This is a genomic window from Agrobacterium vitis (assembly GCF_013426735.1).
GTDB lineage: Bacteria > Pseudomonadota > Alphaproteobacteria > Rhizobiales > Rhizobiaceae > Allorhizobium > Allorhizobium vitis_D.
Genome location: NZ_AP023272.1, coordinates 655,948 through 672,255, shown reverse-complemented (window position 1 = coordinate 672,255; position 16,308 = coordinate 655,948). Strand labels below are relative to the sequence as shown.

Sequence of the window (16,308 nt, the reverse complement as noted above, 5' to 3'; positions counted from 1 at the left end):
TCGCTCTACAGCCTCGTAATTTATAAGTCTATGATGCATAACACCTTAAATTTCCTGCGTAATTTCTTAAATCAAGCTGAGATCAAGGAATTATGAAAAAAAAACCGTGCATCACCAGCGCTTTATCACCCGCATAAATCCCAACTCAATATTTTTTCATGCTCCGAATCCTTTTCTCTTTAAATCCGGCGAGGATTTAAGGAATTGTACAGCGGATTGTCGGTAGAATTCAGCTTGATAAGCCCCGACCTCCGGTGTCCTTAACGTCCTTGGAAAGACGGGAGCTATCGATACATTTCAAAGGATGCTTGAATAGCTATTTCTTAACAAAATACCTGTATGACTATAGGGCTTAAGGCAAGGTCGTTGATCACACAACAAAGGATGTGAGAATGCGCTCCGCACTTGACGTCGCACGAGCCAACACAGTTGGCTTTATGCATAGGCTCCTGGATCTAAAAAATCGATCTCACTGAAGAATTATACGAACAGTCATTGAAAGTGACGTTCGTCTTCAACGTTCAATTTCCCAAGGTGAGGATGCGATTCACATCTTCAAGCCTTTGGTATGGTTCGAGAAATACAAACACCACGACTACAAGCACCACGGCGTCATCAGGGAATGCCCCAACAGGATACGCGTGCTACAGGACACAGAGGAAGAACGATGCTGGGTTTCGGTTCAGATGCAGAAAACATTCTGTCGGCGCTTGCAAAATCTCAGGCCGTCATTGAGTTCGATCTCGAAGGCACGATTATCACCGCCAACGATGTGTTCTGTCGGTTGATGGGATATCGGCCTGAAGAGCTCAAAGGGCGCAAGCACGCGCTGTTTTGTGATCCTTCCTATGTGTCCTCTGCGCAATATAAGGCCTTCTGGCAAAAGCTGTCAGGCGGACAATCCGAAACGGCCACCTTCAAGCGGATCAATAAGGCAGGTCAGGAGGTCTGGATCAACGGCTCCTACAATCCTGTCTGCAATACCAGGGGCAAGCCCTACAAGGTGGTAAAGATCGCAACCGATGTCACCGCCGCGCAGTTGCAGACCCTTGAAGACCGAGGCAAGATGGCCGCGATCTCACGCGCTCAGGCAGTCATTGAATTTACCAAGACCGGAGAGATTCTTTCTGCCAACGAAAACTTCCTGAGCGTGCTGGGATATAGCTTGGCGGAAATCCAGGGCAAGCATCATTCGATGTTCTGCGAACCCTCCTATACCGCGAGCCGAGACTATAAACTGTTCTGGGAAAAACTCAGCAATGGCGAGTTCATCGCAGAAGAGTTCAAGCGCATCGGCAAGGGCGGTAAAGTGGCATGGATTCAAGCCTCCTATAACCCGATCTTCGATGCCGACGGCAAGGTGATCAAGGTGGTGAAATTCGCCACCGATGTCACTGACCGGGTGCGGTGTGTGCAGGAAATCGGACACGCTTTGCAGGCTCTTTCGGATGGCGACCTGACAGTGTCGCTGGAGCGGCCTTTTGTGTCAGGCCTCGACCAAATCCGGATGGACCTGAACAATGCCATGGAAAAACTGACAACCGCGATGCGAACCGTGGCCATGAACGCCAATGCAATCGCCGCTGGAACCAACCAGATCAAATCCGCTTCTGACGATCTTTCCCGCCGCACCGAGCAGCAGGCTGCCTCTGTAGAGGAAACCGCCGCAGCCCTTGAGGAAGTAACCCAGACGGTCACCGACAGCGCAAAACGGGCCGCCGAAGCCGCCAATCTCGTTGCTCGCACCAAGGCCCAGGCCGAAGCCTCCAGCCAGGTGGTTCGCAACGCCATTGACGCCATGGGCCAGATTGAACACTCCTCCAATGAGATTTCAAACATCATCGGCGTGATTGATGATATCGCCTTCCAGACCAACCTTCTGGCGCTGAATGCCGGAGTTGAAGCCGCCCGCGCGGGCGAGGCCGGCAAGGGTTTTGCCGTCGTTGCCCAGGAAGTACGCGAACTGGCGCAACGCTCTGCCAAGGCCGCCAAGGAAATCAAACTTCTGATCACCACCTCGACCAGCCAGGTCGAAACCGGCGTGTCGCTAGTGGGTGAAACCGGCAAGGCGCTGACGACGATCCTGGTGGAAGTACAGGAGGTCAACCGTAATATCGGCGCCATTGTCGAAGCGTCTCGGGAACAGGCAACAGGCCTTGCGGAAATCAACAAGGCCGTCAACACCATGGACCAGAATACCCAGCAGAATGCCGCCATGGTGGAAGAAAGCTCGGCGGCGAGCCATGGCCTTGCCCAACAAACCGAAAACCTGCGCAACCTGCTCGAACAATTTAGATTTGAGAAACATTCTTCCGCTAGGATGAGCCATGACAAATATGCGGCTTAGCGGCAATCGCTACGCATCGCATGGACCAACATCGGACTAATGATCGCAATACAGCCCCGGCGGGTAACCTGGTTACAGGGAGCGGAGGGCGAAAGACAGGCGGGACGGATATCATGGCAACACCTATTACCCCTACCAGCTTCGGCGGTGAAAACCTCGAAATCATCGCGTTTCGCCTGCATGATCAGGAGTTCTGCGTCAAGACCACCACAATCCGGGAAATCCGCGGTTGGGCGCCGTCCACGCCCATTCCGCATGCACCGGCCGATGTGATCGGCGTGATGAACCTGCGCGGTTCGGTCATTCCGATCATCGATCTTGCCTACAAGCTCGGCATGAAGAGCACGGTTGCCAATGAGCGCTCCGCCATTGTCGTCGCTGAAGTGCACAATATGGTCATCGGCATGCTGGTGGACCGGGTGTCCGACATCCTGACCATTCCATCCAGCCAGGTTCAGCCGGTGCCTGAAGTTTCGGCCTCTTTCGACAAGACGTTTTCCGAAGGCATCATCGCCAATGAAAACGGCATGATCTGCTTCCTGAACCTTTCCAAGATGTTCAAAGGCAGCGACCTGGAAGACCTGGCCGCCTGATCATTCAAAAAAGACAGTATAGAAAGCGGCCTCACCGGGCCGCTTTTTTGTTACGGTGCTTTTTGTCCATACCAGGTTGGATCGAAAATGCCGCCCTGCTCTTAAGCAGGACGGCATTGCCAGATCGGTCAGCCAAACAGCACAAGCGTGCTGCGCAGAGTAACCCAGACGCCCCAGAGCAAGGGAATGCCGACAACGGCCCAGGCGAGCGCCGCCTTGGCGTCGAAACCGCCCTTGCCAATGCCGAACGAGCCGGTCGGGCCAGCACTGGCGGCAGCGGTCTTCGCCTGAAGGGCGGCAACCTCGTCATCCGACATGAACCATTTCTCCGGCAATGGACGGATCAAGGCATTGGCGACAAGGCCGAGCGCCAACATCCCAGCCAGGATATACATCGTGCCGGTGTAAAGTGCGGGACCGGGGGAAATCCCGGCAGCAATCTGGGCTTCGCGGATATAATTGACCACGACAGGGCCAACGATGCCCGCCGTCGCCCAGGCGGTCAGCAACCGGCCATGAATGGCGCCAACGAATTGCGTTCCGAAGATATCGGCGAGATAGGCCGGAATAGTGGCAAAACCGCCGCCATACATCGACAGAATGACGCCAAAGGCCAGAACGAACAGCGCCTTGGAGCCCAGGCCCGCCAAAGTCGGTGCCAGCGCATACAGCAGAATGCCGAGCAGGAAAAAGCAGTAATACGTGTTCTTGCGCCCGATCTTGTCCGACATCGACGCCCAGAAAAACCGCCCGCCAATGTTGAACAGCGACAACAATCCGGTAAATCCGGCAGCGATGGCGGCGATCTGCGCCTTTTGCGCGGTATCCAGTTGCGAGAATGTCAGGTCCGGCAGGCCGATCAGCGAGCCGGCGAAAATTTCCTGAAGCATCGGCGAGGCCATGCCGATCACCCCGATACCCGCCGAAACATTCAGGCAGAGCACAGCCCAGATCAGCCAGAATTGCGGGGTTTTGTGGGCATCGCGCAGATGCACGTGGCGATGGGTAATCATGCTGCTCTTGGCAACAGGCGGGGTCCAACCTTCTGGACGCCAGCCTGCTGGCGGAATGCGGTAACCGAAAGCGCCGCCCATCATGAAGACAAAATAGATAGCGGCCATGACCACGAACGTCTGCCAGACGCCCGGCCCGGCATCGGACCGGAACACGCCCATCAGCAGATTGGCGAGCGGCGCACCGATCATCGCCCCGCCGCCGAAACCCATGATTGCCATGCCGGTCGCCATGCCGCGCCGGTCGGGAAACCATTTGATCAGCGTCGAAACCGGAGAAATATAGCCGAGGCCAAGCCCGATGCCGCCGATCACGCCCGCGCCGATCCACATCAGCCACAGTTGATGGGTGAAAACGCCCAGCGCCGCGACCAGAATGCCGCCGCACCAGCAGCAGGCCGAAACGAAACCGGCACGGCGCGGGCCAACCCGCTCCAGCCACCCACCCCAAAGCGCTGCGGAACAGCCGAGCAGCACGAAGAACAATGTGTAGATCCAGCCGAGGTCGGCAACGCGCCAATTGCACTCGGTGGTGAACAGCGCGCCGACAAGCGACAGACCAGCGCAGCTTGCAGGTGCAGCGGCGCCCAATGCCTTGCTAAGCGGCAGCCAGAACACGCTAAAACCATAGGCCATGCCGATGCACAGATGAATAGCAAGTGCTGCAGGCGGCACCAACCAACGATTGAAACCCGGTTTGGCGATGATCCGTTCCCGATCAAGCAAACCGGCCGATGATGACAGCGCTGTCCCCGGCGCATTCGTAACTGCCATAAATATCCCTCCTCGTGCTTCTATCCAAATGGAGGCCCCAGCCGCATTTGGAGAAGTCGTTGCTCAAACAAAAAACCAGCGCATTATGGCATGAACAAAGTGAATGCATCACGGCACTGGTTGGCTTGTCTATTCCCATCACTATCTGTAGCGGACAGCGCAACCGCCGTCGTCACACATAGCGCGTCTGTCGAAAGGCCAGATATGGCCCTAATCAACCTGTTCAAATCTTTACAATATTTGGCGCAGCATCCGAGGTCTTTGTCCACTCGAACGGCACTCAGACTGTCCCCTGCCCCGCCATGCCAAAGGCCTCGGCACTATTATCCACCGGACGTTTGATGAGTTTCGCGGCCTCGATCACCAGCGGGTCAAATCCGTCCCGACCTGCATCAATCATATCGAAAAACTGACGGCGCATGCGCGGTTCCCAGAACTTGTTGATATGGGTCGCCACACCTTGCACCCGCTCATGCTCCGGCTGCGTGCTGAAGAACTGGGCGATCTGATTTGCCATGCGGATCAGTTTTTCAGCAATATGGTCATGCGACATCGGCGGAAACCCCGGATATTATGCGGTCAGGACGGGTAAACACTTCAAAATCATCGCCACGGGCAATGCCGATCAGGGTCATGCCCGCCGCCTGCGCGGTGCGGATGGCAAGAGCGGTTGGCGCGGAAATCGCCAATAGAATCGGCGCACCCAGCATGGCCGCCTTCTGCACCATCTCCACCGACAACCGGCTGGTGACGACCACCACCCCATCTTCGCCCCGGCGTCCGGCCTTCAACACCGCACCGACCAATTTATCAAGCGCATTGTGACGCCCCACATCTTCCCGGATCGCCAACAGGCCTTCGCCGGGAATGAAGAAACCAGCCCCATGCACCGCATGGGTTTGCCGGTTGAGCGCCTGCGCCCGGCTGAGCGCATCGACAGCCTCACGGATATCCGCCGGTGTCAGCGCCACTCCGCCGGTGACGATCGGAACATCCCGGCTGGCCTGTTCAATTGACTCAATCCCGCAGAGACCACAGCCAACCGGCCCCGCCATGCGACGGCGGCGAGTCGTCAGGGCTTCCCCTGTCGTGTCGAGCAGCGTCACCTGCACATCGATGCCACTTCCTGCCTCGACCGGTTCAATATCGAGAACCTCATCCAGACGGGTAATAATGCCCTCGGCCAGCGAAAAGCCCAGTGCAAAATCCTCGAGATCGGCGGGCGTCGCCATCATCACTGCATGGGTAGAGCCGCCATAGGAAAAGGCGACCGGCACTTCCTCCGGCACGATCCGGTGGGCCTCCTTGGTCATCCCCTGGCGATGCTGCACCTGCGGCACGAGACAGGTGGTTTTCATCTCCGTCATGACGGCAAAACCCTCCTTCCCATTATCCTCCCTGACCACCATTCTATTCCGCCGCTTCCAGCTTTCCGGAAATCCGTCGGGACTGGCGCGACAGTTCATCATAGTCCCGCTGCCATTCCGTCGGCCCGTTCGAGGGCGAAACCTGCACTGCCGTCACCTTATATTCCGGGCAATTGGTCGCCCAATCGGAATAATCCGTGGTGATGACATTGGCCTGCGTATCGGGGTGATGGAAGGTGGTATAGACCACGCCCGGCGCGACGCGGTCGGTGATCAACGCCCGCAGCGTCGTATCGCCGGAACGGCTGGCCAGCTTGATCCAGTCACCTTCCTTGATACCGCGCTGTTCGGCATCATGCGGATGGATTTCCAGCCGGTCTTCCCCATGCCACACGGTGTTTTCGGTGCGGCGCGTCTGCGCGCCGACATTATACTGCGACAGAATGCGCCCGGTGGTCAGCAGCAGCGGGAAGCGCGGGCCGGTGCGCTCGTCCGTCGCCACATATTCGGTGCGGATAAACTTACCCTTGCCGCGCACGAAGCCATCGACATGCATGATCGGCGAACCGTCTGGGTGCTTTTCATTGCACGGCCATTGCACCGAGCCTTTCTCCTCCAGCATTTCATAGGAGACACCGGCAAAGCTGGGTGTGGTCGCAGCGATTTCCGCCATGATCTCGGACGGATGGCTGTAATTCCAGCCTAGGCCCATGGCCTGCGCCATTTTCTGGGTCACTTCCCAGTCGCTATAACCATTTTTCGGGCTCATCACCTTGCGCACCCGGTTGATGCGCCGCTCGGCATTGGTAAACGTGCCGTCCTTTTCCAGGAAGGTCGAACCCGGCAGGAAGACATGGGCGTAATTGGCGGTTTCATTCAAAAACAGATCGTGGACAACAACACATTCCATCGCCGCCAAGCCTGCCGAGACATGCTTGGTATCCGGGTCGGATTGCAAGATATCCTCGCCCTGGACGTAAAGCCCCTTGAACGTGCCTTCTACCGCCGCATCCAGCATATTGGGAATGCGCAGGCCCGGCTCGTTGTTCAGCGTCACACCCCAGAGTTTCTCGAAGGTCTCGCGGGTGGCATCGTCGGAAATATGCCGATAGCCCGGCAGCTCATGGGGGAAAGACCCCATATCGCAGGACCCCTGCACATTGTTCTGCCCCCGCAGCGGGTTCACCCCGACACCCGGACGGCCGATATTGCCGGTCGCCATGGCCAGATTGGCAATCGCCATGACAGTGGTCGAGCCCTGACTATGCTCTGTTACGCCCAACCCGTAATAGATCGCCCCATTGCCGCCTGTGGCATAAAGCCTTGCAGCACCACGCAAATCGGCAGCAGGAACGCCTGTAAACGCCTCAATTGCTTCCGGGCTATGCTGGGGTTCGGCCACAAAAGCCGCCCAATCCTCAAATTCTGACCAGTCGCAGCGCTCGCGGATAAAGGCTTCGTTGGCCAGACCTTCGGTGACGATCACATGCGCCAGCGCCGTCAGCACGGCAACATTGGTGCCGGGCTTCAGCGGTAGATGGAAAGCCGCCTCAACATGCGGCGTCTTGACCAGATCGATGCGGCGCGGATCGATAACGATCAGCTTCGCGCCCTTGCGCAACCGCTTTTTCAGCCGCGACCCGAACACCGGATGGCCATCGGTCGGGTTGGCACCGATCACGAGCACCACATCGGAATGCTCGACACTGTCGAAATCCTGCGTACCCGCCGACGTCCCGAAGGCTTGGCCAAGACCATAACCAGTCGGCGAATGGCAGACGCGGGCACAGGTATCGACATTGTTATTGCCAAAGCCAGCCCGGATCAGCTTCTGCACCAGATAGGTTTCTTCATTGGTGCAGCGCGAGGAGGTAATGCCGCCGATGGAATCGCGGCCATATTGATATTGCAACCGCTTGAACTCGGAGGCCACATGGGCAAAAGCCTCCTCCCAGCTCACTTCTCGCCAGGGATCGGTAATTTTCTCACGCACCATCGGGTTGAGGATGCGATCCTTGTGGCTGGCATAGCCATAGGCAAACCGGCCCTTGACGCAGGAATGGCCGCGATTGGCCTTGCCGTCTTTCCACGGCACCATGCGCACCAGTTCTTCGCCCCGCATTTCGGCCTTGAAGGAACAGCCGACGCCGCAATAGGCGCAAGTCGTCACCAGCGAATGCTCCGGCTGACCAATGGCGATGACGGATTTTTCCGTCAGCGTCGCAGTCGGACAGGCCTGCACGCAGGCCCCACAGGACACGCATTCCGATTCCAGAAACGCCTCATGGGCACCGGGCGACACCCGGCTGTCGAAACCACGACCTTCAATGGTCAGCGCAAACGTACCTTGCACCTCCTCGCAGGCCCGCACGCACCGCGAACAGACGATGCATTTTGAGGGATCATAAGTGAAATAGGGATTGCTTTGGTCCTTCGGCATATAGCGGGCATTCAACCCATCACCGGCCCGGGTCTTGACGTGATTGTCGCCCTCATAGCCGTAGCGCACATCCCGCAGACCAACCGCACCGGCCATATCCTGCAATTCGCAATCGCCATTGGCGGCACAGGTCAGGCAGTCCAGCGGATGGTCGGAGATATAAAGCTCCATCACGCCCTTACGGATGGCTTTAAGCCGCTCCGTCTGGGTGTGAACGACAATACCCGGCGCACAGGGCGTGGTGCAGGAGGCCGGGGTGCCATTGCGGCCCTCGACCTCCACCAGACAGAGCCGACAGGAGCCGAAGGCATCCACCATGTCGGTGGCGCACAGCTTCGGCACCTGAATGCCCGCCTCCATTGAGGCCCGCATGATCGACGTGCCTGCCGCCACCGTTACCTCGCGGCCATCAATGGTCAGTGTCACAGTTTCGGTGGATGAGGAAGCCGGGGTGCCGTAATCAATTTCATGGATCAGAGACATGGGTTTACTCCGCCGCTTCAACCAGGGGGGCAGGCGCAAAATCCTGCGGGAAATGGGTCATCGCGCTCATGACAGGATAGGGCGTAAAGCCGCCAAGCGCGCAAAGCGATCCGAATTTCATAGTGTTGCAGAGATCTTCCAGCAGCACCTTGTTCTTTTCCGGCTCTATGCCTTTGGCGATCCGGTCCACGGTTTCGACGCCGCGTGTCGAGCCAATCCGACAGGGCGTACACTTGCCGCAACTTTCGATCGCGCAGAATTCCATGGCAAACCGCGCCTGTTTCAGCATATCGGCGCTGTCATCGAAGACAACGATCCCGGCATGACCGATCAAGCCGCCAGCCGCAGTAAAGGCTTCATAGTCGAACACCGTATCGAACAGCGAGGGCGGAAAATAAGCCCCCAGCGGGCCGCCCACTTGCACCGCCTTCACCGGGCGGCCCGTCAAGGTGCCGCCGCCGATATCGTTGATGATCTCGCCCAGCGTCAGGCCAAAGGCCGTCTCGTAGAGGCCACCATGTTTGACATTGCCAGCAATCTGAATCGGGATGGTGCCATGCGACCGGCCAACGCCATAATCGCGGTAGAATTGCGCGCCGCGGTCCATGATAACAGGAACGGAGGCCAGCGACATGACATTGTTGACAACGGTCGGCTTACCGAACAGTCCCTCCAGCGCCGGAAGCGGCGGCTTGGCCCGCACCACACCGCGCTTGCCTTCCAGGCTGTTGAGCAGCGAGGTTTCCTCACCACAGACATAGGCGCCAGCCCCTTCCCGGACCTCCATGTCGAAAGCGTAAGCAGAACCTAACACGGATGCTCCCAGAATGCCTTGCTTGCGGGCAAGCTCGATGGCTTCACGCATCACGGCGATGGCATGCGGATATTCCGAGCGGGTATAGACATAGCCCTTGGTGGCACCAACCGCGATCCCGGCAATCGCCATGCCTTCGATCAACACGAAGGGATCACCCTCCATGATCATCCGGTCGGCAAAGGTGCCGCTATCGCCCTCATCGGCATTGCAAACGATGTACTTCTGATCCGCTTTGGCGTCAGCAACGGTTTTCCATTTGATACCGGTCGGAAAGCCCGCCCCGCCGCGACCGCGAAGGCCGCTTTCGGTCACCTGGGCGACAATGTCGGCGGGCGGCATGGCAATCGCTTTGGCGAGACCGGTCAGGCCCTTGTAATGCCGATAATCCTCCAGCGACAGCGGATCGGTAATGCCGCAGCGGGAAAAGGTCAGCCGCGTCTGGTTCTTCAGGAACGGAATATCGCTGGTCAGGCCGTGGCAGAGCGGATGGGCAGCCCCGGTCAAAAAACCGGCATCGAACAGCCCAGCGACATCGGAAGGCTTGACGGGACCATAGGCAATCCGGCCGTGGTCCGTGCGCACTTCGACCAGGGTTTCCAGCCAAAGCATGCCGCGCGACCCATTGCGAATGACCGTTACATCGACATGGCGTGCCGCAGCTTCCCGCTTGATAGTGGCGGCAACCTTATCGGCCCCGACCGCCAGAGCAGCGGCATCTCGAGGAACGAAAACGGTGATGCTCATCGGCTCGCTCATCGACGGGCCTCCATCAGTAGATCGTCAAGACAGTGCTCGTCCAAGCGGCCATGCAATTCCCCATCCAGCATGGCGGCGGGCGCGCAGGCACAGAGCCCGAGACAGAAGACCGGCTCCAGCGTCACCGCGCCATCAGCTGTGGTTTCATGCCAGTCAATGCCGAGCCGGGCCTTGATCGTTTCGCCAAGAGGCTCGCCACCCAAGGATTGGCAAGCCTCGGCCCGACAGAGTTTCAGGACATGGCGACCGGAGGGATGATCGCGAAAATCATGGTAGAAACTGACGACCCCGTGCACTTCGGCCCGCGACAGATTCAAGGCACGGGCAATCACCGGTTTGGCGCTATCAGGCACGCATCCGAATTCGCGTTGAATTTCATGCAGGATCGGCAGAAGGGGGCCTTCAAGATGCTTGAGGCCATTGATGATCGCCTCCACCCTGGCCATATCGGCTTCCGCCACCACATGCATATTCATCGCTTCCTCCTCAGCAGCCAGCAACGACGGCGTGTGTCGCGCGGCAAGACGGTACACTCAACCATTTTGCGAGAATGAATCCAGCCCGTCACTCAGGTCAATACCGCTGTATCGTTACGCGATAGAAAAAACCTATCAAAGACTTGTGCGGCTGCGAGGCGGCGCGCCTCATGCAATAACGCCGAAACCAGCGGCGTATAGGGTTCACGATGGGTTGCAACCAGCCCAACCAGATGCTGGGCCTGTGGCTCGACAATCGGCACCATGCGAATTTCCTCCGGAAAACCGAAGGATTCCGCGACGTTACGTGGCATGATCGACGACCATTGCCCGGTCCGAATATGAGAAAATAATACAATCATCGAGTTCGATTCCAGCGTCGGCCGAGGCACTACCCCCGCCTCGGTGAAATGCTGATTGATGATGCGCCGGTTCTGCATATCGGGCGTCAATAGGCAAAGCCGAAGATCAGAAACCTCTTGCCAGGTCACACTTTCCCGGTCGGCCAGCGGCGTGCCGGTCGCCGCGATCAGGTGATAACGCTCGGCATAGAGTGGCACAGACGTCACCCGGCCAAGCGGTTCATTGTCGAGATAGGTGATACCTGCATCAATCTCGAGATTTTCCAGAAGACTGAGGACCTGGAGAGAATTGCGCGACACCACCTGGAACGTCACAGCAGGGTGATGCGCCTGAAATGGCTCTGTCAGCCTCTGCACCATCGCCAGCGCCGTCGGGATCACCGCCAGGCGAATATGTCCAGCCAGACCATTGCGCGCCGCCCGCATTTCCTCGCGCATGGTACGAGCATCGCCGACAATCCGCCGCGCCCATTCCAGCACCCGCTGCCCCTCGGGCGTCAGGCCTTGAAACCGGGACCCGCGCTGCACCAGGATGACTCCCAGCTGATCTTCAAGCTGGCGGATCGCCGCTGACAGCGTGGGCTGGGAAATGCCGCATTCTTCCGCAGCACGACCAAAATGCTGGGCACGGGCAAGAGCAATGAAAAATTCCAGCTTATCGATCATCGCTGCACCGCCTGTCGCCCGAGCCTTCAATCATCGGAAAGGCCGAAGCACGTCCTTTGTCGGCAGTCCCATGCGCATCAATCACGCAGGTCGAATGTCGTCTCATCGCCCGCAGGTGAACAATACATCTGGTACAGCACCGATACCAGTTCCTTTACCGCCGGATTGGTGATCGAATAATAAATCTGGCGCCCGGACCGCCGACTTTCCACCAGATTGTCCATCCGCAACCGCGCCAGTTGCTGTGAAACAATCGCCTGCTGCAATTGCAGAAGCGCTTCCAGCTCGCCAACCGTCTTTTCCCCTTCGCTGAGAATACACAGGATCAACAGCCGGTTTTCATGGGACAGGGCCTTCAGAAGAGCAGCGGCGCCTGCTGCTTTCTGCATGAAGTTGGCCAATTGGCTCGCCGGCATTTCGGCGTCTGTTGAAGAAGCGATCATAGGTTCCATCGAATGACAATGTCTACGGACTGCTGAACACCGGATGAAGGGAAGCGGATCAGCGACGGACAAAAACTGCTCAACATGGCACAGACAGCGCGAGATCCTTCAGCATCCTTGCGCTCTTGCCCAAGGCAATCCGCTCTGTTTCATCAAGATCAGGCACAAGATCCATCAGAATTCCGCTCGAGCCAATCACGCGTGGCACAGATGCCGCAACATCGGTGACACCAGCCAGCTCCGCTGTGACGCTGGAAACGGAAAGCACATCACGCTGGTCGCTGGCAATTGCTTTGACGATCCGTGCCAGACCGGCACCGATGCCGTAATAGGTGGCACCTTTTCCTTTAATAATCTTGTCGGCGGCGTGGCGCACACCGGCGTCGATCTCGCTGCGAACCGTGTCTGTCACCGGCTTGCCCGCCTGTTCGGCAAAAGACATCAATGGCACGGCGCCAACCATTGCATTCGACCAGGCCAACACTTCGCTATCGCCATGCTCGCCCAGAACATAGGCATGGACGGATTGCGGCGAAATCTCCAGATATCGCCCGAGCAGGCTGCGAAACCGTGCGGTATCGAGTATGGTGCCGGAGCCGATCACTCTTTGCGGTGCAAGGCCCGACAGCCGGGTCGCGATATCGGTCATGATATCGACAGGATTGGAAGCGATCAGCAAAATTGCGTTCGGTGCTGCTGCGAGAACCTGGTCCACGACCTGCCGGAATACTTCCGCATTGCGGCCAAGCAATTCGAGCCGGGTTTCACCCGGTTTCTGGCTGACACCTGCCGAGATGATAATCACGCCCGCTCCAGCGAAATCATCATAATGTCCGGCTCGTACAAGGGTTGCTGAAACGAATGGCACGGCATGGGATATATCCTCGGCCTGGGCTTGGGCCAGATCCGTATTATAATCAACCAGCACGATTTCCGAGGCGATGCCAAGCATTGTTAATGCATAGGCCGATGCACTGCCCACCATGCCCGCTCCCACTATGCCGACCTTCATGTCCCCACTCCTGACCGCGAAACTACCCGCGTTACTGACCCCGTATTCACGCCACATCGTGCATCTCCGCATGGCGATCTGCTTCGAAATTTCTTCAATCCCAGAGGGTCCAAAGACATTGTTATTGACTATAACATAATTTCAAAACGGCCAAAAATGCACGAAATGCGATGAGAGACGTCGTTATGTTTTCCCCACACCACCATGCCTATGAAGGTCTACTGCGATCGTCACCTGCACCGCTTTACTTCACGTCTAAATCAATTGAGAAGAGTATGACTTCTGAGTAAGCGCGGACAGTGACGTTACGTGAGGCGAGTGTCAACCGCGGCTTCCGGCCATTTTTGTGATAGAATGACCCCTTCGGACATAAAAAATAATGGTAGCGCAATCATTTGGGATAGGAAGGTCGTCGGCCTGCTTTCGAGAGCATTGGCACCATTTGGAATCAGCAATTACGCTGTGCAGCGAGCGGTAAAGAGAAGCTAGAAAACAACGCTCAAACACCAGTACCCAAAACACAGGCTCACCTTGTCCAACCCTGAATGGCGGAAAGTGAAGCTTTCGATGTGTTTTATTTTAATCTGAATACGGGAAGAGTACACATTGAAACCGTACGACTGAAAGCATTTTGAAAATCATCGGCTGCTTCCGCAAATTTTCCCACATTCAACCGGATTGAACGAAAAAATTATGCGGTAAACTTAAGGGATTACAGTATTTTAAGGGTGTTTGATGAAATCGAGCACGTTTTAGATGTTACCACAAAAAAAGCGGCCACGAGGGCCGCCTTGAAAACCGAAAAATGAAGAAGCCATTAATCAGGCTGGAACCAGGACGCCGTTAAGATGCGTCATTGCGTTCAAGAACTGCTCGAGCTTGGTCCGGTGTTCGTGATTTTCCGTATCGTCTAGCTCTGCTTTGGCCAATTCGATCCGCTTCATCAGCGTATCACGGCTCAGCTCATCGACCGGTACGGCACTTTCCGCCAACAGAGTCAGCCTTTCCGGTGTGATATCGGCAAAGCCACCGAAAATGACATATTTGCCGGTTTTTCCGGAAGCAAACTTCACCGTTACGACACCTGGCTTGATCACCGTCATCGTCGGCGCATGGTGGGCCATGACGGTCATCTCACCTTCGGTCGCTGGAATGACAACCTCGCTTACCTTTTCCGAGATCAGCAACCGCTCGGGGGAAACGAATTCGAAATTGAAATTGTCAGCCATGGCTTTTTACTTTCTAACGCTGGAAACTGAACGCACGGTCATAAACCGTGCGTTCTTCGATCCATGGATCAGGCAGCAACAGCTGCCAACTTCTTTGCCTTTTCGATGGCTTCGTCCATTGAGCCGACCATGTAGAAGGCGGCTTCCGGCATATGGTCGTAGTCGCCATTGACCAGGCCCTTGAAGCCCTTGATTGTGTCTTCCAGCGACACCAGCTTGCCTGGCGAACCGGTGAAGATTTCAGCAACGTGGAAGGGCTGCGACAGGAATCGCTCGATCTTACGGGCGCGGGCAACCGCAATCTTGTCGTCTTCAGATAGTTCGTCCATCCCAAGGATGGCGATGATGTCCTGAAGAGACTTGTAGCGCTGAAGAGTCGACTGAACCTTACGAGCCACTTCGTAATGCTCTTCACCGACAACCATCGGGTCGAGCATACGCGAGGTGGAGTCGAGCGGGTCAACAGCCGGATAAATACCCTTTTCAGCGATCGAGCGGTTCAGAACCGTCGTTGCGTCCAAGTGGGCAAAAGACGTTGCCGGAGCCGGGTCGGTCAAGTCGTCGGCAGGAACGTAAATGGCCTGAACAGAGGTAATCGAGCCCTTGTTCGTGGTGGTGATGCGTTCCTGAAGGGCACCCATGTCGGTTGCCAGTGTTGGCTGATAACCAACAGCCGAAGGAATACGACCCAGAAGAGCCGACACTTCAGACCCAGCCTGCGTGAAGCGGAAAATGTTGTCCACGAAGAACAGAACGTCCTGGCCCTTGTCGCGGAAGTCTTCAGCGATGGTCAGACCGGTCAAGGCTACGCGCGCACGCGCACCCGGAGGCTCGTTCATCTGGCCGTAAACGAGGGCGCACTTGGAACCAGCAGCAGAGCCACCGTTTTCATGCGGGTCAACGTTCACCTTGGATTCGATCATTTCGTGGTACAAGTCATTGCCTTCGCGGGTACGTTCACCCACGCCAGCAAACACCGAGTAGCCGCCGTGTGCCTTGGCAACGTTGTTGATCAATTCCATGATCAAAACGGTCTTGCCAACGCCCGCGCCGCCGAACAGGCCGATCTTACCGCCCTTGGCGTAAGGAGCGAGAAGGTCAACAACCTTGATGCCGGTTACCAGGATCTGAGATTCAGTCGATTGCTCAACATATTCAGGAGCAGGCTGGTGAATCGCGCGACGAGCAGTCGTCGTCACCGGCCCAAGTTCGTCCACCGGTTCCCCAATGACGTTCAGAATACGTCCGAGCGTTTCGTCACCGACAGGCACGGAGATCGGAGCGCCGGTATCGGAAACCGGTTGACCACGCACCAGACCTTCGGTCGAGTCCATGGCAATGGTCCGCACCACATTTTCACCGAGATGCTGCGCCACTTCCAGAATCAGGCGTTGGCCGCCGTTTTCTGTTTCCAACGCATTCAGGATCGGCGGCAAGACGCCGTCGAATTTCACATCGACGACGGCGCCGATGACCTGGGTCACCTTGCCCGCTGCGGGAGATGTCTGGGTCGCTGCCCTAGCCATATTC

General features: G+C 57.0%; 13 protein-coding genes. 2 read left to right on the top strand and 11 right to left on the bottom strand.

The genetic code is table 11. The features are described from left to right. The first annotated feature begins 667 nt into the window (after positions 1-667). Both H1Y61_RS03040 and H1Y61_RS03035 read left to right on the top strand, forming a co-directional pair. Positions 668-2,347 (top strand): methyl-accepting chemotaxis protein, encoded by a 1,680-nt coding sequence (locus H1Y61_RS03040; RefSeq protein ID WP_235680817.1) that lies wholly within the window; start codon positions 668-670, stop codon positions 2,345-2,347. Between the two features lie 113 nt (positions 2,348-2,460). Beyond that, the gene (locus tag H1Y61_RS03035; RefSeq protein ID WP_075615806.1) at positions 2,461-2,940 is read left to right on the top strand and encodes a chemotaxis protein CheW; all 480 of its coding nucleotides are present in this window, start codon (positions 2,461-2,463) and stop codon (positions 2,938-2,940) included. Between the two features lie 128 nt (positions 2,941-3,068). On the opposite strand, the gene H1Y61_RS03030 is transcribed toward H1Y61_RS03035, so the two are convergent. The 11 genes from H1Y61_RS03030 to atpD all read right to left on the bottom strand — a co-directional run bounded on the left by H1Y61_RS03030 (position 3,069) and on the right by atpD (position 16,304). Then, on the bottom strand, positions 3,069-4,727 hold the full coding sequence (locus H1Y61_RS03030; RefSeq protein WP_180573678.1) for an OFA family MFS transporter: 1,659 nt from the start codon (positions 4,725-4,727) through the stop codon (positions 3,069-3,071). A gap of 280 nt (positions 4,728-5,007) precedes the next feature. Continuing rightward, positions 5,008-5,280, bottom strand: coding sequence for a formate dehydrogenase subunit delta (locus H1Y61_RS03025; protein ID WP_180573677.1), 273 nt, complete (start codon positions 5,278-5,280; stop codon positions 5,008-5,010). Further along, entirely contained in the window at positions 5,270-6,085 is an 816-nt protein-coding gene (gene fdhD, locus H1Y61_RS03020; protein ID WP_409363966.1) for a formate dehydrogenase accessory sulfurtransferase FdhD, read from the bottom strand. The genes H1Y61_RS03025 and fdhD overlap by 11 nt, the downstream gene beginning before the upstream one ends. A 52-nt stretch (positions 6,086-6,137) precedes the next feature. Beyond that, positions 6,138-9,017, bottom strand: a complete 2,880-nt coding sequence (gene fdhF, locus H1Y61_RS03015) for a formate dehydrogenase subunit alpha (RefSeq protein ID WP_180573675.1) — start codon at positions 9,015-9,017, stop codon at positions 6,138-6,140. Positions 9,018-9,021: 4 nt separating this feature from the next. Beyond that, the gene (locus tag H1Y61_RS03010; protein ID WP_180574388.1) at positions 9,022-10,578 is read right to left on the bottom strand and encodes a formate dehydrogenase beta subunit; all 1,557 of its coding nucleotides are present in this window, start codon (positions 10,576-10,578) and stop codon (positions 9,022-9,024) included. 8 nt (positions 10,579-10,586) lie between these two features. Next, positions 10,587-11,066 carry a formate dehydrogenase subunit gamma gene (locus H1Y61_RS03005; RefSeq protein WP_180573674.1) on the bottom strand — a complete coding sequence of 160 codons (480 nt, stop codon included), beginning with the start codon at positions 11,064-11,066 and terminating at the stop codon, positions 10,587-10,589. A gap of 92 nt (positions 11,067-11,158) precedes the next feature. Continuing rightward, positions 11,159-12,094 carry a LysR family transcriptional regulator gene (locus H1Y61_RS03000; protein WP_180573673.1) on the bottom strand — a complete coding sequence of 312 codons (936 nt, stop codon included), beginning with the start codon at positions 12,092-12,094 and terminating at the stop codon, positions 11,159-11,161. Positions 12,095-12,171: 77 nt separating this feature from the next. Then, the gene (locus tag H1Y61_RS02995; protein WP_180573672.1) at positions 12,172-12,483 is read right to left on the bottom strand and encodes an ArsR/SmtB family transcription factor; all 312 of its coding nucleotides are present in this window, start codon (positions 12,481-12,483) and stop codon (positions 12,172-12,174) included. Positions 12,484-12,616: 133 nt separating this feature from the next. After that, positions 12,617-13,549, bottom strand: a complete 933-nt coding sequence (locus H1Y61_RS02990; RefSeq protein WP_180573671.1) for an L-lactate dehydrogenase — start codon at positions 13,547-13,549, stop codon at positions 12,617-12,619. Between the two features lie 821 nt (positions 13,550-14,370). Continuing rightward, positions 14,371-14,778 (bottom strand): F0F1 ATP synthase subunit epsilon, encoded by a 408-nt coding sequence (locus H1Y61_RS02985; protein ID WP_015917380.1) that lies wholly within the window; start codon positions 14,776-14,778, stop codon positions 14,371-14,373. Between the two features lie 68 nt (positions 14,779-14,846). After that, entirely contained in the window at positions 14,847-16,304 is a 1,458-nt protein-coding gene (gene atpD, locus H1Y61_RS02980; RefSeq protein ID WP_156554891.1) for a F0F1 ATP synthase subunit beta, read from the bottom strand. Positions 16,305-16,308: the final 4 nt, after the last annotated feature.